This is a genomic window from Paraburkholderia nodosa DSM 21604, from assembly GCF_000519185.1.
Taxonomy (GTDB): domain Bacteria; phylum Pseudomonadota; class Gammaproteobacteria; order Burkholderiales; family Burkholderiaceae; genus Paraburkholderia; species Paraburkholderia nodosa.
The window spans coordinates 123,729-146,788 of the sequence record NZ_JAFA01000001.1; the positions used below are offsets into that span (position 1 = coordinate 123,729).

A 23,060-nucleotide genomic window follows, 5' to 3' on the forward strand; every position below is an offset into this window, starting at 1 on the left:
ATGGAAATTATGGGTAAGGAAGCTATGAAAACAATCAAGCGAGCCCTCCAGGGCGTGCTGGCGTGCAGCGGATTCCTCGTCGCCGGCGCGGCACTCGCAGTCGGAGACAGCCCAGGCGGCCCTGCGGTGAACGAGATCAATTTCCAGCCGCCCGTCACGCGCATCGCCGAAGAGCTCTACAGCCTCCATATGATGATGCTGCTCTTGTGCGCCGTGATCTTCGTCGGCGTGTTCGGCGTCATGTTCTATTCGATCTACGCGCACCGTAAATCGAAAGGCCACAAGGCCGCTCACTTCCATGAGAGCACCACGGTCGAAATCATCTGGACGGTGGTGCCGTTCATCATCGTCGTGCTGATGGCGTTGCCCGCCACCAAGGCCGTCGTCGCGATGAAGGACACGTCCAACGCCGACCTCACCGTGAAGGTCACGGGTTACCAGTGGAAATGGGGCTACGACTACGTGAAGGGGCCGGGCGAGGGCATCAACTTCCTCTCCACGCTCAGCACGCCGCGCTCCGAGGTGAACAACCGCGTGCCGATCACCGATACGTACCTGCAGGAAGTCGACAATCCGCTGGTCGTGCCGGTCAACAAGAAGATCCGCATCATCACCACGGCCAACGACGTCGTGCACTCGTGGTACGTGCCCGCGTTCGGCGTGAAGCAGGACGCGATTCCGGGCTTCGTGCGCGACACGTGGTTCAGGGCCGACAAGGTCGGCACCTATCGCGGCTTCTGTACCGAGCTGTGCGGCAAGGAGCACGCGTTCATGCCGGTCGTGGTCGAGGTGCTCTCCGACGACGACTACGCGAAGTGGGTCGATACGCAAAAGGCGAAGATGGCCGCCGCCAACGACGACCCGAACAAGACCTATACGCTGGCTGAGCTGAAGGAGCGCGGCGAGAAGGTCTACAACTCGAACTGCGCGGTGTGCCACCAGCCCACCGGCAAGGGCGCGGGCGCGTTCCCGGCGCTCGACGGCAGCAAGGTTGTTCAGGGTCCGCTCGCCGGGCACGTGAGCATCGTCCTGCACGGCAAGAACGCCATGCCTTCGTGGGCGCCCACACTCAACGACGTCGAGATCGCTTCGGTCATCACGTTCGAGCGCAACTCGTGGGGCAACCACACCGGCGACATTCTGCAGCCGCGTCAGGTTGCCGACGCGCGTAACGGCAAGATGCCCGAGGGCGGCGGCTCGATGGCGGCAGCGGGCGAGGGCGGCGCGAGCGGCGCAGCCGCGGCAAGCGGTGCGGAAGAAGCCAGCGGCGCAGCCGAAGCGAGTGCGGCAAGCGGTGCGGCACCCGCAAGCGGCGCGGATCAGGCGTCGGGCGCAGCAGCGCCGAGCGCGGCCGCGTTGCCGGCGAGCGTCTACTTCGAAGTGGGCAAGAGCACGCTTCCCGCCGACGCGAAGGACGCCATCCAGGCCGCAGCCGACTACGCGAAGGCGCACCCGGACGCGAAGTTCACGCTCTCGGGCTACACCGATTCGAGCGGCAACGCCAGCACGAACGCCGAGCTCGCCAAGCGCCGGGCGCAAGCGGTGCGCGACGCGATGAAGGCGGCAGGCATTGCCGAAGACCACATCATTCTGAAGAAGCCGGAAACGATCACGGGCGGCGCGAACGCGAAAGAAGCGCGCCGGGTGGAGATCAGCGCAGCGGCCTGAGCGGCCCAGCGCGAGAAGGACAAGCAGCAACAGACGCAGGACAAGCGCTGCGCGAGCATAAAACAAGCAGGCAAACGCTGCAGCAAGAGACAAAGCAATTCGCTTCCGCAGTTAAATTGCATGGGGCTGGAGTCAGGCGCTAAGGTGCCAGCTCCGGGCCGACAGGAGATAAGTCATGTCTAGCATCGGACACGATGTAGCTGGAGGGCACGGCCACGTGCACGGCGACCACGCGCACGCCACGCCCCACGGCTGGCGCCGCTGGCTGCTAGCGACGAACCACAAGGACATCGGAACGCTGTATCTGCTGTTCTCGTTCGTGATGTTCCTCTCGGGCGGCGTCATGGCGCTCGCCATTCGTGCGGAACTGTTCGAGCCGGGCATGCAGATCATGCGCCCCGAGTTCTTCAACCAGCTCACCACGATGCACGGTCTCATCATGGTGTTCGGCGCGATCATGCCGGCCTTCGTGGGCTTCGCGAACTGGATGATTCCGTTGCAGATCGGCGCCTCGGACATGGCGTTCGCGCGCATGAACAACTTCAGCTTCTGGCTGCTGCCCGCCGCCGGGTGCTTGCTGGTCGGCTCGTTCTTCTCGCCGGGCGGCGCGACCGCCGCGGGCTGGACGCTCTACGCGCCGCTTTCCACGCAGATGGGCCCGGGCATGGACTTCGCGATCTTCGCGCTGCACATGATGGGCGCCTCGTCGATCATGGGCGGTATCAACATCGTCGTGACGATCCTGAACCTGCGCGCGCCCGGCATGACGCTCATGAAGATGCCGATGTTCGTGTGGACGTGGCTCATCACCGCCTACCTGCTGATCGCCGTGATGCCGGTGCTCGCGGGCGCCATCACGATGCTGCTGTTCGACCGCCACTTCGGCACGAGCTTCTTCAACGCGGCCGGCGGCGGCGACCCGGTGATGTACCAGCACATCTTCTGGTTCTTCGGGCACCCCGAGGTCTACATCATGATCTTGCCGGCGTTCGGGATCGTTTCGCAGGTGATTCCGGCGTTCTCGCGCAAGCCGCTGTTCGGCTATAGCTCGATGGTGTACGCCACGGCGTCGATCGCGATTCTGTCGTTCATGGTCTGGGCGCACCACATGTTCGCCACCGGCATGCCGGTCACGGGCCAGCTCTTCTTCATGTACGCGACGATGCTGATCGCCGTGCCGACGGGCGTGAAGGTGTTCAACTGGGTCGCCACGATGTGGCGCGGCTCGCTCTCGTTCGAAACGCCGATGCTGTGGGCCGTGGGCTTCCTGATCGTGTTCACGTTCGGCGGTCTCTCGGGCCTGATGCTCGCCATGGCGCCGCTCGACATCCAGTATCACGGCACATACTTCGTGGTGGCGCACTTCCACTACGTGCTGGTGGCGGGGTCATTATTCGCGTTGTTCTCAGGGTGGTACTACTGGGCGCCAAAATGGACCGGCTGGATGTACAACGAGACGCGCGGCAAGATCCACTTCTGGTGCTCGCTCATCTTCTTCAACCTCGCGTTCCTGCCGATGCACTTCGTCGGCCTGGCCGGCATGCCGCGACGCTATGCCGACTATCCGGCCCAGTTCACCGACTGGAACCAGGTGATCACGATCGGCGCCTTCGGCTTCGGGCTTTCTCAGGTGTACTTCCTGTTCTTTGTCGCGCTGCCCGCGTATCGCGGCGGCGGCGAGCTGGAAAAGGCCGGCGACAAGCCGTGGGATGGCGCAACGGGCCTCGAGTGGACCGTGCCGAGCCCGGCGCCGTTCCACACGTTCGAGAATCCGCCGACGGTCGAGTAAGTCGTTGAGTGTGTGGCGTCCGGCTGTGCGCAGCCGGACGCGAACGAAGTCCGCGGTCTTCATGCAGTCTTCATCGGAGCACGTACGAGAGGCGATTCACGATGCAAGGAGAAGCCGCGGCGAGCCGCGCTGAACGCATGACCCGGGATCCACAAAAAAGACGCACGCCCGAGCAGATCCGCGCGGGCAATCTGCGGCTCGGCCTCATCTTGCTGGCCGTCGTAGTCGGTTTTTTTGTGGCTGCCGTCGTCAAGCAGGTGTATTTCCCCGGTCACTGACGCGCAGAGCGTTTGCCGGAAGATCGTTCGAGGAAGTTCGATGTCCACGCAAGCTGGAAATGATCGCGCGTTCAACCGGTCGATGCTCATCAAGCTCGTCGTCGTGGCGCTGCTGATGTTCGGGTTCGGCTTTGCGCTGGTGCCGATGTATCGCGCGATCTGCCAGGTTACGGGCATCAACAACCTGGTGCAACGCGACGCCACCGAGCGCGAGGCGCGCAACACGCAGGTGGACATGACGCGCACGATCTCGGTGGAGTTCGACGCGAACGCACGCGGGCTGCTCGGCTTCAAGCCGGAGCAGACGAGCCTCGACGTGCATCCGGGCGAAGTCATGACGGTGATGTACGACATTTCGAACAACGAAGGACGCACGATCGACGCGCAGGCCATTCCGAGCTACGCGCCGAAGCAGGCGACGGAGTACTTCCGCAAGATCGAGTGCTTCTGCTTCACGCAGCAGGTATTGAAGGCGAACGAGACGAAGCGCATGCCGGTGGTGTTCGTGATCGACCCGAAGCTGCCGAAGGACGTGAAGACGATCACGCTGTCGTACACGTTCTTCGAGCTGAACAAGCCGGCCGTGCCGCCGCCGCCGAAACAGTCGGCGGGCGCATGAGTCTGCGGTGCCGAGGTCAACGAAGCCAGGAGGCGAGAGGCGCATGAGCGACGAACGCGGCAGCGGCGTTGAGAGGCCGGCGAAGAAGAAGGGCGGCATCCTGCAGGTGATGAAAGCGGTGGCGTGGTCCTTTCTCGGCGTGCGCAAACGCGCCGACCTCGAAGACGACGCCGCGAACCTCCACCCCGTGCAGCTGATCATCGCGGGCATCATCGGCGCGGTGCTGTTCATCGTCGTGCTGCTGTTGATCGTGCACGCGGTGGTGGGATGAGCGAGTGCGCGCAACGCCGCGCGCATAGCAGTGAATAACGAGGACACACTCGGACAAATGCAGCCGGCGATGTCCGGTGCAACTGGAAACTGGAGAAACTGGCATGAGCGGCCAAAACGATAGCCCGTACTACTTCGTACCGCACCCGTCGCGGCATCCGATCAGCGCGTCCATTGGGCTTGTGGTCATGCTCGGGTCGCTCGCGTCGTGGATCAACGGCGAGTCGTGGGGGCCGATCGGCGTGCTCGTCGGCCTGCTGTGGCTGCTCTTCACGCTGTGGCACTGGTTCGGCGACGCCATCGCCGAATCCGAAGGCGGCATGTACGGCAAGCGTGTGGACGTGTCGTACCGGTGGAGCATGAGCTGGTTCATCTTCTCCGAAGTGATGTTCTTCGGCGCGTTCTTCGGGGCGCTCTTCTACGCGCGCGCGATCGCCCTGCATCAGCTCGGCAGCCTCGACTACAAGCTGATCTGGCCGGACTTCTCGGCGGTGTGGCCGAACAACGGTCCCGCGGCGCTGGTCTCGCACTTCCGCTCGATGACGCCGTGGCCCGTACCGACCATCAACACGGCGCTGCTGCTCTCCTCGGGCGCGACGCTCACCGTTTCGCACCACGCGCTGCGCGACAATCATCGCTCGAAGGCGATCGCGTGGCTCGCCGCGACGATCGTGCTGGGCGTGTGCTTCCTCTTCCTGCAGGCGTTCGAGTACATCCACGCGTACGGCGAACTGAACCTCACGCTCGCTTCGGGCATCTACGGTTCGACGTTCTTCCTGCTCACGGGCTTCCACGGCTTCCACGTGTTTCTCGGCGGCACGATGCTCACGGTCGTGATGATCCGGCTCATTCGTGGCCACTTCACCGCGGAGCATCACTTCGCATTCGAAGGCGCGGCATGGTACTGGCACTTCGTGGACGTAGTGTGGCTCGGCCTCTACATCGTCGTGTACTGGCTGTGATGCGTGGTGCGCCGCGCGGGCCGCGGCGCGGGAGACGAGAATGAAACAAGGCGCCGCCCGACCTCGTCGGCGCGGCGCCTTGCGTTTTGCGGAATGGGGTTTGCGCTGAGGTGTTCAGTGACGGTCTGCGGCGCTCAGCGACCGTAAGGGATCCCGGTGGACTGGATCCAGCCCATCCAGTGCGCGAACAGGATGAACAGAAAGAGCGAGATGGAAAGGCCCACGCGCGTGGCGAGCGACCAGACCATCCGCTTGGTGCGGCCCCGGTCGTGCATCATGAAGTAGAGCGCGGAGATCATGCTCGCGATGATCAGCGCGAACGCAACGGGGACGAGTATGTGCATGAAGTTCACGGAATTTGGCATGCCTGAAAACGTCTGTCTCATTATCGCACCGTGCCACACGGCGCGGGGTTCGAGCACTTGTATCTTTCGCATCGGACGTGCCCAATGAAAATCCGGCTCGTCCCCACGTTGCTCATCCTGATCGTGATGGCCGTGACGATCCGGCTCGGCTTCTGGCAGCGCGACCGCGCGCATCAGAAGGAGGCGCTGCAGGCGCAAATCACGCAGTACGAATCGTCTGCGCCGCAACCGGTGGGCGTCACGCCGCTCGCGCTGAAGGACATCGAGTTTCATCGCGTGCGCGCGACGGGCACGTTCCTGCCCGAGCGCGTGGTGTATCTCGACAATCGCCCGTATAACGATCAGCCGGGTTTTTATGTCGTGATGCCGCTTAAACTCGAGGGCGGTGGCTACGTGCTGGTCAATCGCGGCTGGCTGCCGCGCAACATCGCGGATCGCGCCACGATCGCGCCCTATGTCACGCCGCCTGGGCCGGTCGTGGTCGAAGGCATCGCGCGCGCAGACGCCTCGCGCGCGTTCGAACTCGGTGCGGGCGGCTCTGCAGCGCATCTGAAGATACGGCAGAATCTCGCCGTCGCTTCCTACGCAGCGGAAACCGGGTTGCCGCTGCAACCGTTCGTGATCCAGCAGACCGGCTTTGTGCCGGCCTTCAAGGATGGGCTCGTGCGCGACTGGCCGGTGCCGGACACCGATGTCGAGCGCAACTACGGCTACATGCTCCAGTGGTGGGGCATGGCGCTCGCAGCCCTTGGTTTCGGTCTGTTTGCGGCCCGCAAGGCTGCGACAAAAGCGCGCACTGAAGGTGAAGCTGGGCGGCACGCCGAAGAGCCCGAAAGGCAAGACGCAGGCAGCGCGAAGGACGCCTGATGATCGGTCGGACGAATCAATTCGATCCCGGCATGATCCGGACAATGGCGCTGCGCATGCAGCACATGGACAACTGAAAGCGACAGAAGCGAGGTTCCACGAGAGTGTCGACGCAATCCCCCCGTTCCGCCCAGGTCGCAAAGCCGGCCGCCACGCCCGTACAGCAGCACGCGAAGCGGCGTGGCCGCTGGACGCTGCTCATCATTGCGCTCATCTGCGGCGCGCCGATCGCGATTTCGTACTTCACGTACTACGTGATCAAACCGAAGGGCGGCACGACGAGCTATGGCGCGCTCATCGAGCCGCAGCGGCCCATTCCCGGTGCGCTCATGGTGACGGGCGACGACGGTCATGAAGTGCCGCTCGCCTCGCTCAAGGGCCGCTGGCTGATGATCTCGGTGAATGGCGGCGACTGCGACGAAGCCTGCGCGACGAAGCTCTATTTCATGCGCCAGGTGCGCGCGACGCAGGGCCCGGAGCGCGAGCGCATCGTCACGGTCTGGCTGCGCACCGACGACGCGAGCGTCCCCGCGAAATTGAAGGGCGCCTACGCGGACACGCGCGTGTTGCGCGCCGATCCGGTCGCGGTCGCCGCGTGGCTGCCCGCTACGCAGACGACGAACGATACCGACCACATCTATCTGGTCGATCCGAACGGCAACCTGATGATGCGATTCCCGGCGCATGCCGATCCGTCGAAAATCAAACAAGACGTCACTAAACTGCTCAAGTGGTCCCGCATCGGTTAAGGTGCGCAGCGCGAGTCTGACAGAGAAGAGTAAGAGAGATGTTTATCCTGGAGCTGGGCCTGATTGGCCTGTGCGTCGCGTTGCTGCCGCTCTCGTGGGTCTGGGTGAAGGCCGACGACAACAAGTTTCGCAAGCTCGTGTGGCTCACGACGTTCATGACGCTCGACCTCGTGATGTTCGGCGGCTTTACGCGCCTGACCGACTCGGGCCTCGGCTGTCCTGACTGGCCGGGCTGCTATGGCACCTCGTCGCCGTTTATCGCGCATGCGCAGATTGCCGCGGCGCATCTCGCGATGCCGAGCGGCCCCGTGAGCATGACGAAGGCATGGATCGAGATGATCCACCGCTATTTCGCCATGGCGATCGGTGTCCTGATCATTGCGCAGATGGCGATTGCCTGGCGCGCGCGCATCAAGCGCCTGCCGCTGCATGTGTCGCCGTGGTGGCCCACCGCGCTGCTTGGACTAATCCTCGTGCAGGGTGTGTTCGGCGCGTGGACGGTGACGATGAAGCTGCAGCCCATCATCGTCACGACGCACCTCCTGCTCGGCCTCACGCTGCTCGGCTCGCTCGCGTGGCTCGCCGCACGCATGACGCCGCTGCCCGCTTACGAGCCCGACGCCGCGCGCTGGCGCGTGGCCGCGCTGGCTGCGCTCGTGCTGCTCGTCGTGCAGATCGCGCTGGGCGGCTGGGTGAGCACGAACTACGCGGTGCTGGCCTGCACCGACTTCCCGACCTGCAACGGCGCGTGGATTCCGCCGATGGATTTCCATCACGGCTTCCACCTCTGGCGCGCGCTCGGCATGGACGGCAACGGCGACGTGATCACGCAGGACGCGCTCGTCGCGATCCACTGGACGCACCGTACGTTCGCGTTCGTCGTGATCGCTTATCTGGTATGGTTCGCCCTCAAGTTGCGACGCTATGCCTCGCTGCGACGCCCGGCAAACTGGATCATGATCGTGATCTTTATCCAATTTCTGACAGGGCTTTCCAACATCGTGCTGCAGTGGCCGCTGCCCGTGGCAGTGGCGCACAACGGTGGCGCGGCGATCCTGCTGCTTTTGGTCGTCGTGCTAAACTTTCGAATTGCTTGTAGCCGCCCCGGCCGCGCCGTTCTCCCTGCGCGCGACACCGCTGCGGTGTGATCCCGCCCTATGGAAAGTACAACCCTATCCCAGACGCCCGGTAGCCGGATTTCCCAATATCTCGCGCTCACCAAGCCGCGCGTCACGCAACTGGCCGTGTTTTGCGCCGTGATCGGCATGTTCCTCGCCGTGCCGGGCATGGTGCCCTGGAAGCAGCTGGTCGGCGGCACCGTCGGTATCTGGCTCACGGCCGGCGCGGCCTTTGCGATCAACTGTCTCGTCGAGCAAAAGGTGGATGCGCGCATGCGTCGCACTGCCTGGCGTCCTTCGGCGCGCGGCGAGATCACTAGCAAGCAGATCCTGATCTTTTCGGCGGTGATCGGCGGCCTCGGCATGTGGGTGCTGTACACGTTCGCCAATCCGCTCACCATGTGGCTCACGGTCGCGACCTTCATCGGCTACGCGATCATTTACACGCTGCTGCTCAAGCCGGCCACGCCGCAGAACATCGTGATCGGCGGCGCCTCCGGCGCCATGCCGCCGGCGCTCGGCTGGGCCGCCGTGACGGGCCACGTGCCCGCCGACGCCTGGATTCTCGTGCTCATCATTTTCGTGTGGACGCCGCCGCACTTCTGGGCGCTCGCGCTCTACCGCCGCAAGGACTACGAAAACGCCGGCCTGCCGATGCTGCCCAACACGCACGGCGAGAAGTACACGCGTCTGCATATCCTGCTCTACACCGTGATCCTGTTCGCGGTCACGCTGATGCCGTACATCTCGGGCATGAGCGGCGTGCTGTATCTGGCTTCGGCCGTGCTGCTCGGCGCCGTGTTCCTTGCCTATGCCTGGAAGATCTACGTCGAGTATTCCGACGCACTGGCGCGCAAGACTTTCCGCTACTCGATCATCTACCTCTCGTTGCTGTTCGTGGCGCTGCTCGTCGACCATTACGTGCATGCGCTCATCGCGGCGTAACGATATGGCCCACCGCACGCTTGCGCGCTTCGTGCGCGCCACGGTCGTCGCGCTTGCCGCTGCAGGCGCGCTCGGCGGCACACTGGTTCTCGAGGGCTGCGGCCGGCAGCCGCCCGCGTTCTCGAACCTCGACATCACCGGCAATACCCAGTTCGGCAAGGACTTCGCATTGCCCGACACCAGCAGCAAGACGCGCACGCTCGCCGACTTCAAGGGTAAGGTGGTCGTGCTGTTCTTCGGCTATACGCACTGTCCGGACGTTTGCCCGACCACCATGGCCGAGCTTTCGCAGGCGCTCCAGCAACTGGGGCCCGATGCGGCGAAGCGCGTGCAGGTGCTGTTCGTTACCGTCGATCCCGAGCGCGACACGCCGCAGATCCTGGGCCAGTACACAGCCGCGTTCAATCCGACCTTCATTGGGCTGCGCCCGGCCAACGAAGACCAGCTCAAGCAGGTGGCGAAGGATTTCCGCGTGTACTACGCGAAGGTGCCCGGCAACACGCCGGATAGCTACACGATGGACCACACCGCCGCGAGTTACGTGTTCGACACGACCGGCAAACTGCGCCTCTTCGCGCGCGACGGGCAGGGCGTCACGCCCTGGCTGCACGATCTAAAGATCCTCCTCGGTTCGACTCCCGACTAGCGGAGAGCCCGCGTGTTCGCCTCGAGAGCGAACACGCGCCGCGCGCTTCAGGGCGGCGCGGGCATACCAGTATGCGAATTCATTATTTCCCGCAACCGGTTCCATATGAGACGATTTATATCGTCCGGCAGATGGTGCACAACGCCACGGGACCGGAGCAACACCAAAACCACGCAGAAACATCATCTCCATGCAGCGCAGAAATCTGATTAAAGCACTCCTCGCCGGCGTCGCCGCCACCACGCTCGCAGCCAGCTTCGGCGTCCGCGCCGACGACCAGGTCATTAAGGTCGGCACCGTTTCGGGTCCGGACGCGCAAGTCTGGGCCGTCGTCCAGAAGGTCGCCAAGCGCGAAGGCCTGAACGTCAAGGTCATCGAATTCAACGACTACGTGCAGCCGAACGCCGCGCTCGACGCCGGCGACCTCGACGCCAACAGCTTCCAGACCGGCCCGTATCTCGACAGCCAGATCAAGCAGCGCGGCTACAAGCTCGTGAACGCGGGCCTCACCTACATCTCGCCCATCGGCGTGTACTCGAAGAAGCTCAAATCGCTGAACGAGCTGCCGCAAGGCGCGAAGGTCGCCGTGCCGAATGACCCGTCAAACGAAAACCGTGCGCTGCTGCTCCTGCAAGGCAAGGGCCTGATCAAGCTGCGCGCTGGCGCGGGCACCAACGGCAACAACGCGACGCCGCTCGACCTCGCCGAAAATCCGAAGAAGATCAAGCTCGTCGAACTCGACGCCGCGCAGCTTCCGCGCGCGCTCGGCGACGTGGACGCCGCCGTGATCAACACGAACTACGCGCTCGCGGCCGGCCTGCAGCCGACCAGGGACGCCATCGCCATCGAGGACGTCCACAGCCCGTACGCGAACCTGATCGCCGTTCGCACCCAGGACAAGGACAAGCCGTGGGTGAAGAAGCTGGTCGCCGCCTACCAGTCGGAAGACGTGCGCCAGTTCATCAAGAGCGAGTTCAAGGGCTCGATGGTTCCGTCGTTCTAAGGGACCTTTGGTAAGCGGCTGCCTGCGTCCAATCGACGCGGTAGCCCGCCAGAACCCGAACGCCGTGGCGACCGCCACGGCGTTTTTTTATTGCGCGTGCACTATCGCGGTCTGCGCGATCTTTCCTGTCGAAGTCGCGTCCTGGTCCTACGGCGGTACTACGGTGGGCTATGTCAGATAACCTTTTGATGCCGCTTTGGTCCCATTGTGGCGCCCTATGGATACCGCTCCAGGGTAAATCCTGATGCTGGACTGCGCCCCGCCGGAGCCTTGTATTTTCGTGTAATATATTGATTTTTAACGATATTTTTCGATACCATGCGGCGAGATGGCATCTGTTGACTGGTCTTATTGTGGTTATATAATGGGCTCGCTTTCGCACCGGACCAATCTGCACAACCGGCACTGCCACGCCGCATGCCCGTCCGGCCCCCACGATCGTCCAACCGCTGGCGCCAAGTCCATGGAAACCCGTTGGTCTGCCCTGATGCCCGATGCGCGCAATGTGACGCCGCTCTATCTGCAGCTGGCGCGCAACCTTGCCACGGCCATTCACTGCGGCGTGTGGTCGGCCGGCGAGGCGCTGCCATCGGAGCGCACGCTGTCGGACGCGATCGGCGTGTCGCGCATTACCGCGCGCAAGGCGATCGAGCTGCTCGTGGAGCAGGGGCTGATCCGGCGCGCGCGCGGCGCGGGCAGCTTCATCACGCCGCGCGTGGAAGATCCGCTTTCGCGCCTCACGGGCTTCACGAAGAAAATGGAGCAGCGCGGCTTCACGCCCGACTCGGTATGGCTCGCGCGCGAGGTACGGTCCGCGCACCGCGAGGAGATCGTGCAGCTCGGCCTCTCGCCGGGCGCCTCGGTCGCGAGCCTGCGCCGCCTGCGCCGCGCCGACGGCACCGTGATGGCCGTCGAGCATTCGGCGCTGCCGGTATCGATCGTGCCGGACCCGGAAGCCATCGAGGGCTCGCTGTATGCGTATCTGGAGCAGCGCCGCGTGCCCGTGGTACGCGCCCTGCAGCACTTTCGCGCGCTCAACGCGACGGGCGAGATCGCCGCGCTGATGGGCGTCGAGCCGCGCGCGGCGCTGCTCGTCATCACGCGCGTGGGCTTTTCCGCCGATCAGCGCGCCATCGAGCTGACCGACACCTATTGCCGCGACGGCTATTACGACTTCGTTGCGGAGCTGCGCCAGTGAGCGCCGCCGCAGTCTCTCTCATGCACGTCACCGAAACGTCCTACCGCGCTTCGATGCGCCTCATCGGAAAACTCTCATGCTGAGCGGAAACATACTCACCCCTGAAGGCTGGATCCACGGCACGCTGTCGTTCGAGAACGGACGCATCACCGCGATCACGGGCGAGGCCACCGATCCGGCGAACAACGACGCGCCCTACATCCTGCCGGGCTTCATCGACCTGCACGTGCACGGCGGCGGCGGCGCCGACGTGATGGAAGCCGGCGACGCGATCGAAACCATCGCGCGCACCCACGCCCGCTACGGCACCACGAGCCTGCTCGCCACCACCATGACCGCACCGCGCGACGAGCTGATGAACGTGGTCGCGGGCCTCGGCAACGTCACGCGCAACCGCACGGCGGGCAGCGCGCGCGTGCTGGGCGTGCACCTCGAAGGCCCGTATATCAACCCGGGCAAGCTGGGCGCGCAGCCCGACGCCGCCGTTTCGGCCGTGCTCGACGAAGTGCTCAAGTACCTCTCGATCGCGCCGATTCGCGTGGTCACCGTGGCGCCCGAGATCGCGGGCCATATCGAGATCATCGGCGAAATGGCGGCGCGCGGCGTGCGCGTGCAGATCGGCCACTCGCTCGCGACCTACGACGACGCCGTGGCCGCGCTCAAGCACGGCGCCTGCGGCTTCACGCACCTCTTCAACGCGATGTCGCCACTGCACCATCGCAACCCGGGCGTGGTCGGCGCGGCGCTCGCGCATGCCGAGTACGCGGAGATCATTCCGGACCTGCTGCACGTGCATCCCGGCGCGATCCGCGCCGCACTGCGCGCCATTCCGCGTCTCTATGTGGTGACCGACAGCACCTCGGCCACCGGCATGCCCGACGGCGAATACCGCCTCGGCAGCCAGCACGTGACGAAATGCCTTGGCGGCGTGCGTCTCGCCGACGGCACGCTCGCGGGCAGCACCCTCACCATGGACCAGGCGCTGCGCAACCTCGTCTCGATCGGACTGCCGATCGCGGACGTGTCCGCGCGCCTGTCGCGCTACGCCGCCGACTACCTCGGCATCGAAGACCGCGGCCGCCTCGTGCGCGGCGCATGGGCCGATGTCAACGTGTTCGATCGCGAGCTGGCGCTCACCGCGACTTACGTCGAAGGAGAATCGATTGTCGAATATGCTTAAAGAAGCGCTGGCCTCGGCCAGCGTCGTCGCCGCGCAGCTCGCGGACACCTCGCGCGTCGAAGCGCTCGCCCGCGCGCTGAAGGCCGAGCCGCGCCACGTCGCGCTGACCGTCGCGCGCGGCAGTTCGGACCACGCGGCGAGCTACTTCGCTGCGCTCACCATGAGCCGCATCGGCGTGCCGGTGGCCACGCTGCCGATGTCGATCGCGACGCTCCAGCAGGCGCCCTTACGTGTGCGCGGCCAGTTCGCCCTCGCTTTCTCCCAATCGGGTAGGAGTCCTGACCTCGTCGCGACGATCAAGGCGCTGCGCGAAGCCGGCGCGCTGACGGCGGCGATGGTCAACGTCGCGGGCTCGCCGCTCGCCGAGGCCGCGGGCACGGAACTGGCGCTCCTCGCCGGTCCCGAGCTGAGCGTGGCGGCCACCAAGAGCTATATCGCGATGCTCGCGATGTCGGCGCAACTCGTCGGCTTCTGGCAGCGCGACGCCGCGTTCCTCGACGCCGTGCGCGCGCTGCCCGACGCGCTCGATCGCGCGGGCACGCTCGACTGGTCGAAGGCCGTCGAAGAGTTGCGCGACGTGAAACAGATGATCGTTATCGGCCGCGGTCCAGGCCTCGCCATTGCGCAGGAGGCTGCGCTCAAGCTCAAGGAAACCTCGGGCATTCAGGCCGAAGCGTTTTCGAGCGCCGAAGTGCGCCACGGCCCGATGGAGCTGATCGACAGCGATTACCCGCTGCTCGTGTTCGCCCCGCGCGGGCCGGAGCAGGCAGGCCTGATCGAGTTCGCCCGCGACATGGAGAAGCGCGGTGCGCGCGTGCTGCTCGCGGCGCCTGCCGACGTAGCCGGCGCTGCGCTGCCGCTCGAGACGGCTGCCGATGCGGCACTCGATCCGATCGCGGCCATTTTGTCGTTCTACGTAATGGCGGCGGCCCTCGCTGCCGCACGCGGCCGCAATCCTGACGAGCCGCGTTACCTGAACAAAGTCACCGAAACCCACTAGATTGGAAAGCGAATGGAACGCATCGAGGAGTCTCGCCTGATGGATCCGCATACTCGCGTCGAGGGGCACATCGTCCTGGTCTCTCCGCTCACCGGGCCGGTCGTGCCGCTCGCGTCGGTGCCCGATCCGGTGTTCTCGGAAGGGTTGTTCGGCGACGGCATCGGCGTCGATCCGCTCGCCGGCCGTGTTGTCGCGCCGTGCGACGGCATCGTCGTGCATCTCGCGCGCACCGGCCACGCGGTCACGCTGCAAACGGCCGAAGGCGCGCAGGTGCTCGTGCACGTCGGCATCGACACCGTCGAGCTGAACGGCAAGGGCTTCACGCCGAAGGTCGCGCAGGGCGCGCAGGTGCGGCTCGGCGACACGTTGATCGAGTTCGATCTCGACGTGGTGGCGTGCAATGCGCCGAGCCTCGTTTCGGTCGTTGCGATCGCCAATTCGGATGCATTCGAAGTGATCGAGCGCGCGGGCGCGGGTCACGTCGAAGCGGGCAAGTCCGCGCTGCTCGTGCTGCGCGTGCGCGACGGCGCGGAGATCGCGGCCGCCCACGAATTGATCGCGAACGAAGTGCGCCGCAGCATCACGCTCACGCATGCGGGCGGTCTCCATGCGCGGCCCGCGGCGCGGGCGCGCGAAGCGGTGCGCGGCATCGACGCGCGCGTCGAGGTCCGCTTTGGCGAGCGCAAGTCCGCCATCGAGAGCGTCGTCGGCCTGCTGGGCCTCGGCGCGGGCGAGGGCGCGACCATCGAACTCGTCGGCATCGGCGTGGAGGCGCAGCGCGCCGTGGACGCCGTAGCGGGCGAACTCCTGCGCGAAGCGCCCGGCGAGGGCGGCGAAGCACCGGCGCGGCTGCAGTCGCCCGCGCCCGTGATGCAGGAAGCAGCGGCCGCCGTGGCGTCGTCCGCCGAGCCGGGCGTGCTCGCGGGCGTGTGCGCGGCGCCGGGCGTCGCGGTGGGCAAGCTGGTGCGCTGGGACGAAGCCGAACTGACGCCGCCGGAACTCGCGAGCGGCCCATCGGCCGCGGAAAGCCGCCTGCTCGACAAGGCCATCGCCGCGGTGGACGCCGAGCTGAACCAGAGCGTGCGCACGGCTTCGCAACGCGGCGCGATCGGCGAGGCGGGCATCTTCACGATGCACCGCGTGCTGCTCGAAGACCCGACGCTCGTCGACGCCGCGCGCGATGCGATCAGCCTCGGCAAGAGCGCGGGCTACGCGTGGCGCGAAGCGATCCGCGCGCAGATCGCGGTGCTCGGCAAGGTGGACGATCCGCTGCTCGCGGAGCGCGCCGCCGACTTGCGCGACCTCGAAAAGCGCGTGCTACGCGCGCTTGGTCTGTCGAACACGGCCGCGCGCACGCTGCCCGAGGAAGCCGTGCTCGCCGCCGACGAATTCACGCCTTCCGATCTCGCCTCGCTCGACCGCAAGCGCGTGATGGCGCTCGTGATGGCACGCGGCGGCGCGACCTCGCACGCCTCGATCATCGCGCGCCAGGCCGGCATTCCCGCGCTCGTCGCGCTCGGCGACGCGCTGCATGCGGTGCCCGAGGGCACCGAAGTCGTCATCGATGCGGGTGCTGGCCGCTTTGCGTACACGCCGAGCGCGCTCGACATCGAACGCGCGCGCAGCGAGAAGCAGCGCCTGGCCGGCGTGCGCGAAGTGAACCGCCGCACCTCGCACGAGGCCGCAGCCACGCGCGACGGCCACGCGGTGGAGGTCGCCGCGAACATCGCGACGCTGGAAGACGCCAACACGGCGGTGGAAAACGGCGCGGACGCCGTGGGCCTCCTGCGCACGGAGCTGCTCTTCATCCATCGCCAGGCCGCGCCGACGGTGGAAGACCATCTTCAGAGCTACCAGGCCATCACGGACGCACTCGCGGGCCGCACGGCGATCATCCGCACGCTCGACGTGGGCGCGGACAAGGAAGTCGACTATCTCACGCTGCCGCCCGAGCCGAATCCGGCGCTCGGTCTGCGTGGCATCCGCCTCGCGCAGGTGCGTCCCGATCTGCTGGACGACCAGCTGCGCGGACTCGTCGCCGTGAAGCCGGCGGGCAAGGTGCGCATCCTGCTGCCGATGGTGACCGACGTGGGCGAACTCGTGCGTTTGCGCGAGCGCATCGACACATTCGCACGCGAAGCGGGCCGCACGGAGCCCATCGAAGTGGGTGTGATGATCGAGGTGCCCTCGGCAGCGCTGCTCGCGGACCAGCTCGCGCGCCACGCCGATTTCCTCTCGATCGGCACCAACGATCTCACGCAGTACACGCTCGCGATGGACCGTTGCCAGCCTGACCTCGCGGCGCAAGCCGACGGTCTGCACCCGGCCGTGCTGCGTCTCGTGGCGGCGGCGGTCGAGGGCGCGAACCAGCACGGCAAGTGGGTCGGCGTGTGCGGCGCGTTGGCGGGCGATCCGCTCGCGGTGCCGCTGCTCGTCGGCCTCGGCGTGACGGAGCTTTCCGTCGATCCGGTTTCCGTGCCGTCGATCAAGGCGCGCGTGCGCAAGCTCGACTACAACGACTGTCGCGAGCGCGCGCAGAACGCACTCGCACTCGAATCGGCGCAAGCCGTGCGTGCGGCAAGCCGCGAAAGCTGGCCGCTCGATTGATGGTTTCTGTTTCACCCACCCTAAGCAATCCTTAAAAACACGCCGGCGCGCGCAGCGATCGCGCGCCGGCTTCTCTCACCCACACACGTCAAGCAAGAAATAGAGACTGGAGGCAGTTCAATGGATGGCAATCCGTTTCTCAAGATTCAAAGCCTCGGCCGCGCGCTGATGCTTCCCATCGCAGTGCTGCCGGTCGCCGGCATCCTGCTTCGTTTCGGCCAGGCCGACATGCTCAACATCAAGATCATCGCCGACGCGGGCGGCGCGATCTTCGATAACCTGCCGTTGCTGTTTGCGATCGGCATTGCGGTGGGCTTCGCGAAAGACAACAACGGCGTCGCCGGCCTCGCGGGCGCGCTGGGCTATCTGGTCCAGACGGCCGTGATGAAGGACATCAACGACAAGCTCAACATGGGCGTGCTGTCGGGCGTGGTGGCCGGTGTCGTCGCGGGCATGCTGTACAACCGCTTCAAGGACATCAAGCTGCCCGAGTTCCTCGCGTTCTTCGGCGGCAAACGCTTCGTGCCGATCGTCACAGGGCTCACGTGTCTGGTGCTGGGTATCGCGTTCGGCTACGTCTGGGGACCGGTGCAGGGCGTGATCGACACCGCCGGCCACTGGCTCACTACGGCGGGCGCGATCGGCACCTTCGTATACGGCTTGCTCAACCGGCTCTTGCTCGTCACGGGTCTGCACCACATCCTCAACTCGCTCGTGTGGTTCGTGTTCGGCTCGTTCACGCCGGCAGCGGGCGGCGCGGCCGTCACGGGCGACCTGCACCGCTTCTTCGCGGGCGACCCCACGGCGGGCAGCTTCATGGCCGGCTTCTTCCCGGTGATGATGTTCGGCCTGCCGGCAGCGTGCCTCGCGATGCTGCACGAAGCCCCGAAGGACAAGCGCGCGATGGTGGGCGGCCTGCTGTTTTCGATGGCGCTCACCTCGTTCCTCACGGGCGTGACCGAGCCGATCGAGTTCACGTTCATGTTCCTCGCTCCCGTGCTCTACGCGATCCACGCGGTGCTCACGGGGCTGTCGCTCGCGATCTGCTCGCTGCTCGGCATCAAGCTCGGCTTCACGTTCTCGGCGGGCGCGATCGACTACGTGCTGAACTACGGGCTCTCCACGCATGGCTGGTATGCGATTCCGCTCGGCGTGGTCTATGCGGTCGTGTACTACGGGCTGTTCCGCTTCTTCATCCGCCGCTTCAATCTGCCCACGCCGGGCCGTGAAGCCTCGGCGGGCGATACGGCAATCGCCTCGTCGATGTCGGGCGTGGCGGTGGCAGCTGGCGGCGCGGCCACGGCGGCGTCGCTCTCGCGTGCTGCGCGTTATATCGATGCGCTGGGCGGCGCGGCCAATCTCAAGGTGGTCGATGCCTGCACGACGCGTCTGCGTCTCACGGTGGCCGATCCGGCGCATGTTTCCGAGCCGGCGTTGAAGGCGATCGGCGCGCGCGGTGTGCTCAAGCGCGGCGGCGAAAGCGTGCAGGTCATCATCGGGCCGGAAGCGGACATCATCGCCGATGAGATTCGCGGTGAGATCGCACGCGGTGGCGCGGCGGCTGTCAGGGCGGCTTCGGCGGCGCAGCCTGCGGGTCAGGCGGCCCAGGCTATCCAGGCGAACGCGAGCGCGGATGTCGCGCAGGGCCCGCTCGATCCGAATCCGTCGCGCTGGCTCGCGGTGTTCGGCGGCGTTGCCAATATCGTCTCGCTCGACGCGGTGGCGGCCACGCGCCTGCGCGTGATCGTGCGCGACGCGGCGGCCGTGGATCGCGAGCGCCTCGGCGCGCTCGACGTAGCGTGGATTTCGGCGGATACGCTGCACATCGTGGTCGGCGACGCCGCACCGCGCTATGCACGTGAACTGGCTCTCCAGCCGGCGTAATCGATCCGCTGACAACCAGCATACGTTGTACCGGGCGCCGCGGCGATTTAGCAGCGCCGGAAACAAAAACGCCGCGGCAGGGTGCCGCGGCGTTTTTCACTGGCATACCGCGCGCAAAAGAAAAACCCCGTTCGCGGGAACGGGGTTTTCGGTTTGGCGTTGAGACCTGGCGACGCTTACGCGTAGTCGGCGAGCGCGCTGCGCATCTTCTTCATGGCACTCGCCTCGATCTGGCGAATGCGTTCGGCCGAAACGCCGAACTCGTCGGCCAGTTCGTGCAGGGTCGAGCCGCCCGAACCGTCGTCGTCCACGTTGAGCCAGCGCGCCTCGATGATGCGGCGGCTGCGTGCGTCGAGCGCTTCCAGCGCGCTCGCAATGCCGTCCGACTGCAGGCGGTCGCGCGAACGCGCGGCGAGCACCGCGCTCGGCTCGTTGTGCGAGTCGGCGAGCCAGGCGATCGGGGCGAACGACTCCTCGCCGTCTTCCGTCTGGCCTTCGAGCGCGATATCGGCGCCCGAGAGGCGCGTTTCCATCTCCACGACTTCTTCGCGCTTCACGTTCAGTTCCTGCGCGAGGCCGTCGATTTCCTCCGGCGTGAACGACTGCAGGCCCTGCTTGTGGCTGCGCAGGTTGAAGAACAGCTTGCGCTGCGCCTTGGTCGTGGCGACCTTCACCATGCGCCAGTTACGCAGGATGTATTCGTGGATCTCAGCCTTGATCCAGTGCATGGCGTACGACACCAGCCGCACGTTCTGCTCGGGGTCGAAGCGCTTCACGGCCTTCATCAGTCCGATGTTGCCTTCCTGGATCAGGTCGGCGTGCGGCAGGCCGTAGCCGAGATAATTACGCGCGATCGACACCACGAGACGCAGGTGCGACAGCACCAGGCGGCGCGCGCCTTCAAGATTGTTTTGCTCGCGAAACTCGGTCGCGAACTGACGCTCTTCTTGTGGCGTCAGCATCGGGATCCGGTTCACGGCCTGAATATAGGCGTCGATATTGCCCAGCTGGCCGGGCAACAGGGAAGCATTCGCGAGCGCCAATGAGCCCCCGGCCTTGGCCGACGACGGGCTCAGCGTACTCGGAAGGGTCATGGTCATTGCGTTGCTCACGTAGCGAACTCCTCAGGAATCTTGCAAAAGTCAGACACCGACTCCACGGTGGATGTTAGCACTCTGAATCCCCGAGTGCTAATACTTGGAGTCTGTAGGGGCTTCAAGGTTCCTTGGTTCCTATCGAAATGGTTGTATCGATAGATTACACTAAACGCCGGCAGTCAAGCAGGGCGGGGCCTGGTGCCCGGCGCAGGCCCGCGCAGGGGCAGGCCGAAGGAACACTCTAGAACGGGGCAGCAGTCCAGCGCGAGAGCGCGGGAAATAAAGGGTTGAATCAGCGGTGCTCGAAGGGCGGCGGAGCGCTTGGACTTTGCCACGGAATCTGACAAATAGACATCGGACAAAGACGAAAGTGCTGCGCTGCGACATCCGGGCGCGGCCGTGGGGATGACGCTAGCGCCACGCGCGGTTTTCGCCGGGCGCGTGGCGTATGCACCATACATGGAGGCGTTGTCTTTGATCGCAAGTATCCATGCGCCAAAACCTGGTATAAATTTCAGCCAGACGTATGTAGAAAATCTTCGGCGTCGATCTGCGCTCAGGCGCGGGTCGACGCGCAAGGGGCTCTAGCGATGGCGGCAAAACTAATCGATGCGATTCGCGGACTTGAGCGCGAGCGTTTTCGCGCGATGGTCGACGGCGACGGCACGTCGCTGGACCAGTTGCTGTCCGATCACGCGACCTTCGTCCACACCAACGGCAAACGCGAGACCAAGCAGCAGTTCATCGACGCGATCACGGCGGGCCGCCGCCGCTACCGCCAGATCGAGATCCAGTCGCAGGACGTGCTGCACGCGGGCAACGAGGCCTGCGTGGTCTCCGGCCGCGTGCTTATCGAGATGGAAGCGAACAACGGTGCGCTGCTCTTTCCTATTGCCTATACGGCGATCCAGACGCAGGAAGGGGGCCACTGGCGCCTGCTCGCATGGCAGGCGACGCGTTGCGCGATCGAGTGACGACCGGTAAGTCCACTCGCTGAAACGCCGCTTGGGCGCTTCAGGCGCACGCCGGCGGCCCGTTTTGCCGCCGGCGCTCAACAATGCCGCCGATTTCCCTGCTGAAACTCAAACTGCTTCGCGCACCGCGCGCGACACGCGCGGAAGGTGTCAGGCCGCCGCGCGCCGATCCACTTGCGGCCAGACAGCGCGATTCACCGCGCTAACGACTGCCGCGACGCACGCATGGACCGCGTCTTCGCCCACGCCCACGCCGTGGCGCAACGGCTGGCCGCCCACGCGCGCGCCGACAAACACGGCCGTGCCGCCCTGCGAGGTGCGCTCGGTCTCGAACGACGTGATTTCGATGCGCTCGCCGGCCATCGCCGCGATGGCGGCGGCCACGGCTTGCGCATGCGCTTCGTCGCTGCTGGCGGTAGCCGGCATGGCCACATCACGGCCTTCCCAGCGCACACGGCCTGAACCGGCGCTGGCAGCCGGCCCGCGCGTTTCGAAGTACTCACGCGCGAACAGTGCGCAGACCGCATCGCCTGTGATTTCTTCGCCCGACGTATCGGCGGCGGTCTGCACGGCGTGGCTGAACTCGATCTGGACGCGGCGCGGCGGCGTGAAGCCCATGCCGCGCTCGAGCAGATAGGTCGCGCCACCCTTGCCCGACTGGCTGTTCACGCGGATCACCGCGTCGTAGCTGCGGCCGAGGTCGGCGGGATCGATCGGCAGATACGGCACTTCCCAGACGGCGTCGGCCTGCTGCTGCGCGAAGCCCTTGCGGATCGCGTCCTGGTGCGAGCCCGAGAACGCCGTGAACACGAGGTCGCCCGCGTACGGATGGCGCGGGTGCACGGGCAACTGGTTACAGCGCTCGACCACGCGGCGCACGGCGTCGACGTCCGAGAAGTCGAGGCCCGGGTCGATGCCCTGGGTGTAGAGGTTCATCGCGAGCGTGACGAGATCGACGTTGCCGGTGCGCTCGCCGTTGCCGAAGAGGCAGCCTTCGATACGGTCCGCGCCCGCGAGCAGCGCCATTTCGGCGGCGGCCACCGCGGTGCCGCGGTCGTTGTGCGGATGCACCGAAAGCACGATGCTGTCGCGGTATGCGAGATTGCGATCCATCCACTCGATCTGGTCGGCGTAGACGTTGGGCATCGCCGCTTCGACGGTCGCCGGAAGATTCACGATCATCTTGTGATCGCGCGTCGGGCGCCACGTCTGGGCTACCGCGTCGCAGACTTCGCGCGCGAAGGTCAGCTCGGTCATGCTGAAGGTTTCGGGCGAATACTGGTAAGTCCAGTGCGCTTGCGGGTTTTTATCGGCATGTTCGCGGATGATGCGCGTGCCTTCGACTGCAAGCGCCTTCACTTCATCCTTCGACTGACCGAACACGATCTTGCGGAACGACGGGCAGATCGCGTTGTAAAGGTGGACGATTGCGCGCGGCACGCCTTCGAGCGCCTCGAACGTGCGCGCGATCAATTCTTCGCGCGACTGCACGAGCACCTCGATGGTCACATCGTCGGGAATGCGCTTTTCGTCGATCAGCTTGCGCACGAAATCGAAGTCGGTCTGCGAAGCGGACGGAAAGCCGACTTCGATTTCCTTGAAGCCGATCGCGACGAGCATTTCGAAGAATTCGGTCTTCTGCTCGATGCTCATCGGCTCGATCAGCGACTGGTTGCCGTCGCGCAGGTCGGTGCTCATCCAGATCGGCGCGCGTTCGACGGTGCGCGTCGGCCATTTGCGGCCGTTCAGGCGGATGGCGGGGAAGGGGCGGTATTTCTCGGCGGGATTACGCAACATGACGAGCCTCGTTCTTCATGGTGTCGTTTGCGATGGCGGTCGGC

At 65.5% G+C, this 23,060-nt stretch carries 21 protein-coding genes; 18 read left to right on the forward strand and 3 right to left on the reverse strand.

Annotated features, from left to right (window positions below):
- The 6 genes from coxB to A3CW_RS0100620 all read left to right on the forward strand — a co-directional run bounded on the left by coxB (position 1) and on the right by A3CW_RS0100620 (position 5,586).
- Positions 1-1,668 carry a cytochrome c oxidase subunit II gene (gene coxB, locus A3CW_RS0100595; RefSeq protein WP_028201822.1) on the forward strand — a complete coding sequence of 556 codons (1,668 nt, stop codon included), beginning with the start codon at positions 1-3 and terminating at the stop codon, positions 1,666-1,668.
- 175 nt (positions 1,669-1,843) lie between these two features.
- On the forward strand, positions 1,844-3,457 hold the full coding sequence (ctaD, locus tag A3CW_RS0100600) for a cytochrome c oxidase subunit I (protein WP_028201823.1): 1,614 nt from the start codon (positions 1,844-1,846) through the stop codon (positions 3,455-3,457).
- A 137-nt stretch (positions 3,458-3,594) separates the two neighbouring features.
- Positions 3,595-3,735: a cytochrome oxidase small assembly protein gene (locus A3CW_RS53200; protein WP_208867222.1), complete on the forward strand. Its 141-nt coding sequence runs from the start codon at positions 3,595-3,597 to the stop codon at positions 3,733-3,735.
- A 40-nt stretch (positions 3,736-3,775) separates the two neighbouring features.
- Complete coding sequence (locus tag A3CW_RS44760; RefSeq protein ID WP_051481078.1) at positions 3,776-4,354, forward strand: cytochrome c oxidase assembly protein; 579 nt, start codon at positions 3,776-3,778, stop codon at positions 4,352-4,354.
- Between the two features lie 109 nt (positions 4,355-4,463).
- On the forward strand, positions 4,464-4,625 hold the full coding sequence (locus tag A3CW_RS44765) for a DUF2970 domain-containing protein (protein ID WP_373682561.1): 162 nt from the start codon (positions 4,464-4,466) through the stop codon (positions 4,623-4,625).
- A gap of 103 nt (positions 4,626-4,728) precedes the next feature.
- The gene (locus tag A3CW_RS0100620) at positions 4,729-5,586 is read left to right on the forward strand and encodes a cytochrome c oxidase subunit 3 (RefSeq protein WP_028201825.1); all 858 of its coding nucleotides are present in this window, start codon (positions 4,729-4,731) and stop codon (positions 5,584-5,586) included.
- Between the two features lie 134 nt (positions 5,587-5,720).
- Here A3CW_RS0100620 and A3CW_RS0100625 read toward each other — a convergent pair whose 3' ends face one another.
- Positions 5,721-5,930: a twin transmembrane helix small protein gene (locus A3CW_RS0100625; RefSeq protein WP_028201826.1), complete on the reverse strand. Its 210-nt coding sequence runs from the start codon at positions 5,928-5,930 to the stop codon at positions 5,721-5,723.
- A gap of 105 nt (positions 5,931-6,035) precedes the next feature.
- Here A3CW_RS0100625 and A3CW_RS44770 point away from each other — a divergent pair, with 105 nt between their 5' ends.
- The 11 genes from A3CW_RS44770 to nagE all read left to right on the forward strand — a co-directional run bounded on the left by A3CW_RS44770 (position 6,036) and on the right by nagE (position 19,148).
- Positions 6,036-6,818 (forward strand): SURF1 family protein, encoded by a 783-nt coding sequence (locus A3CW_RS44770; RefSeq protein WP_051481079.1) that lies wholly within the window; start codon positions 6,036-6,038, stop codon positions 6,816-6,818.
- A gap of 104 nt (positions 6,819-6,922) precedes the next feature.
- The gene (locus tag A3CW_RS0100635; RefSeq protein ID WP_028201827.1) at positions 6,923-7,567 is read left to right on the forward strand and encodes an SCO family protein; all 645 of its coding nucleotides are present in this window, start codon (positions 6,923-6,925) and stop codon (positions 7,565-7,567) included.
- Positions 7,568-7,605: 38 nt separating this feature from the next.
- The gene (locus A3CW_RS0100640) at positions 7,606-8,715 is read left to right on the forward strand and encodes a COX15/CtaA family protein (protein ID WP_028201828.1); all 1,110 of its coding nucleotides are present in this window, start codon (positions 7,606-7,608) and stop codon (positions 8,713-8,715) included.
- A 9-nt stretch (positions 8,716-8,724) separates the two neighbouring features.
- Positions 8,725-9,630 (forward strand): heme o synthase, encoded by a 906-nt coding sequence (cyoE, locus tag A3CW_RS0100645; RefSeq protein ID WP_028201829.1) that lies wholly within the window; start codon positions 8,725-8,727, stop codon positions 9,628-9,630.
- Positions 9,631-9,634: 4 nt separating this feature from the next.
- Positions 9,635-10,276, forward strand: coding sequence for an SCO family protein (locus A3CW_RS0100650; protein ID WP_028201830.1), 642 nt, complete (start codon positions 9,635-9,637; stop codon positions 10,274-10,276).
- A 190-nt stretch (positions 10,277-10,466) separates the two neighbouring features.
- Positions 10,467-11,279 (forward strand): MetQ/NlpA family ABC transporter substrate-binding protein, encoded by an 813-nt coding sequence (locus tag A3CW_RS0100655; RefSeq protein WP_028201831.1) that lies wholly within the window; start codon positions 10,467-10,469, stop codon positions 11,277-11,279.
- 463 nt (positions 11,280-11,742) lie between these two features.
- Positions 11,743-12,477 (forward strand): GntR family transcriptional regulator, encoded by a 735-nt coding sequence (locus tag A3CW_RS0100660; protein ID WP_028201832.1) that lies wholly within the window; start codon positions 11,743-11,745, stop codon positions 12,475-12,477.
- A gap of 76 nt (positions 12,478-12,553) precedes the next feature.
- Positions 12,554-13,657 (forward strand): N-acetylglucosamine-6-phosphate deacetylase, encoded by a 1,104-nt coding sequence (gene nagA / locus A3CW_RS0100665; RefSeq protein WP_028201833.1) that lies wholly within the window; start codon positions 12,554-12,556, stop codon positions 13,655-13,657.
- Positions 13,650-14,657: an SIS domain-containing protein gene (locus A3CW_RS0100670; protein ID WP_028201834.1), complete on the forward strand. Its 1,008-nt coding sequence runs from the start codon at positions 13,650-13,652 to the stop codon at positions 14,655-14,657. The genes nagA and A3CW_RS0100670 overlap by 8 nt, the downstream gene beginning before the upstream one ends.
- Positions 14,658-14,669: 12 nt before the next feature.
- Positions 14,670-17,264: a phosphoenolpyruvate--protein phosphotransferase gene (ptsP, locus tag A3CW_RS0100675; protein WP_051481080.1), complete on the forward strand. Its 2,595-nt coding sequence runs from the start codon at positions 14,670-14,672 to the stop codon at positions 17,262-17,264.
- Between the two features lie 120 nt (positions 17,265-17,384).
- Complete coding sequence (nagE, locus tag A3CW_RS0100680) at positions 17,385-19,148, forward strand: N-acetylglucosamine-specific PTS transporter subunit IIBC (protein ID WP_028201836.1); 1,764 nt, start codon at positions 17,385-17,387, stop codon at positions 19,146-19,148.
- 176 nt (positions 19,149-19,324) lie between these two features.
- Here nagE and rpoH read toward each other — a convergent pair whose 3' ends face one another.
- Entirely contained in the window at positions 19,325-20,260 is a 936-nt protein-coding gene (gene rpoH / locus A3CW_RS0100685) for an RNA polymerase sigma factor RpoH (protein ID WP_028201837.1), read from the reverse strand.
- Positions 20,261-20,835: 575 nt separating this feature from the next.
- On the opposite strand from rpoH, the gene A3CW_RS0100690 reads away from it, so the two are divergent.
- Positions 20,836-21,219 carry a nuclear transport factor 2 family protein gene (locus A3CW_RS0100690; protein ID WP_028201838.1) on the forward strand — a complete coding sequence of 128 codons (384 nt, stop codon included), beginning with the start codon at positions 20,836-20,838 and terminating at the stop codon, positions 21,217-21,219.
- 150 nt (positions 21,220-21,369) lie between these two features.
- Here the strand turns inward: A3CW_RS0100690 and leuA are convergent, their stop codons facing one another.
- Complete coding sequence (leuA, locus tag A3CW_RS0100695) at positions 21,370-23,016, reverse strand: 2-isopropylmalate synthase (protein WP_028201839.1); 1,647 nt, start codon at positions 23,014-23,016, stop codon at positions 21,370-21,372.
- Positions 23,017-23,060: the final 44 nt, after the last annotated feature.

What these genes read in the sequence shown, in the direction of transcription:
- A3CW_RS44770 (WP_051481079.1), top strand. Translation starts at nt 6,036, where the DNA reads ATGAAAATCCGGCTCGTCCCCACGTTGCTCATCCTGATCGTGATGGCC.
- A3CW_RS0100620 (WP_028201825.1), top strand. Translation starts at nt 4,729, where the DNA reads ATGAGCGGCCAAAACGATAGCCCGTACTACTTCGTACCGCACCCGTCG.
- leuA (WP_028201839.1), bottom strand. Translation starts at nt 23,016, where the DNA reads ATGTTGCGTAATCCCGCCGAGAAATACCGCCCCTTCCCCGCCATCCGC.
- A3CW_RS0100650 (WP_028201830.1), top strand. Translation starts at nt 9,635, where the DNA reads ATGGCCCACCGCACGCTTGCGCGCTTCGTGCGCGCCACGGTCGTCGCG.
- A3CW_RS0100660 (WP_028201832.1), top strand. Translation starts at nt 11,743, where the DNA reads ATGGAAACCCGTTGGTCTGCCCTGATGCCCGATGCGCGCAATGTGACG.
- nagE (WP_028201836.1), top strand. Translation starts at nt 17,385, where the DNA reads ATGGATGGCAATCCGTTTCTCAAGATTCAAAGCCTCGGCCGCGCGCTG.
- A3CW_RS53200 (WP_208867222.1), top strand. Translation starts at nt 3,595, where the DNA reads ATGACCCGGGATCCACAAAAAAGACGCACGCCCGAGCAGATCCGCGCG.
- ptsP (WP_051481080.1), top strand. Translation starts at nt 14,670, where the DNA reads ATGGAACGCATCGAGGAGTCTCGCCTGATGGATCCGCATACTCGCGTC.
- A3CW_RS0100625 (WP_028201826.1), bottom strand. Translation starts at nt 5,930, where the DNA reads ATGCACATACTCGTCCCCGTTGCGTTCGCGCTGATCATCGCGAGCATG.
- A3CW_RS44760 (WP_051481078.1), top strand. Translation starts at nt 3,776, where the DNA reads ATGTCCACGCAAGCTGGAAATGATCGCGCGTTCAACCGGTCGATGCTC.
- cyoE (WP_028201829.1), top strand. Translation starts at nt 8,725, where the DNA reads ATGGAAAGTACAACCCTATCCCAGACGCCCGGTAGCCGGATTTCCCAA.
- A3CW_RS44765 (WP_373682561.1), top strand. Translation starts at nt 4,464, where the DNA reads ATGAAAGCGGTGGCGTGGTCCTTTCTCGGCGTGCGCAAACGCGCCGAC.
- ctaD (WP_028201823.1), top strand. Translation starts at nt 1,844, where the DNA reads ATGTCTAGCATCGGACACGATGTAGCTGGAGGGCACGGCCACGTGCAC.
- coxB (WP_028201822.1), top strand. Translation starts at nt 1, where the DNA reads ATGGAAATTATGGGTAAGGAAGCTATGAAAACAATCAAGCGAGCCCTC.
- A3CW_RS0100670 (WP_028201834.1), top strand. Translation starts at nt 13,650, where the DNA reads ATGCTTAAAGAAGCGCTGGCCTCGGCCAGCGTCGTCGCCGCGCAGCTC.
- nagA (WP_028201833.1), top strand. Translation starts at nt 12,554, where the DNA reads ATGCTGAGCGGAAACATACTCACCCCTGAAGGCTGGATCCACGGCACG.
- A3CW_RS0100655 (WP_028201831.1), top strand. Translation starts at nt 10,467, where the DNA reads ATGCAGCGCAGAAATCTGATTAAAGCACTCCTCGCCGGCGTCGCCGCC.
- A3CW_RS0100690 (WP_028201838.1), top strand. Translation starts at nt 20,836, where the DNA reads ATGGCGGCAAAACTAATCGATGCGATTCGCGGACTTGAGCGCGAGCGT.
- A3CW_RS0100640 (WP_028201828.1), top strand. Translation starts at nt 7,606, where the DNA reads ATGTTTATCCTGGAGCTGGGCCTGATTGGCCTGTGCGTCGCGTTGCTG.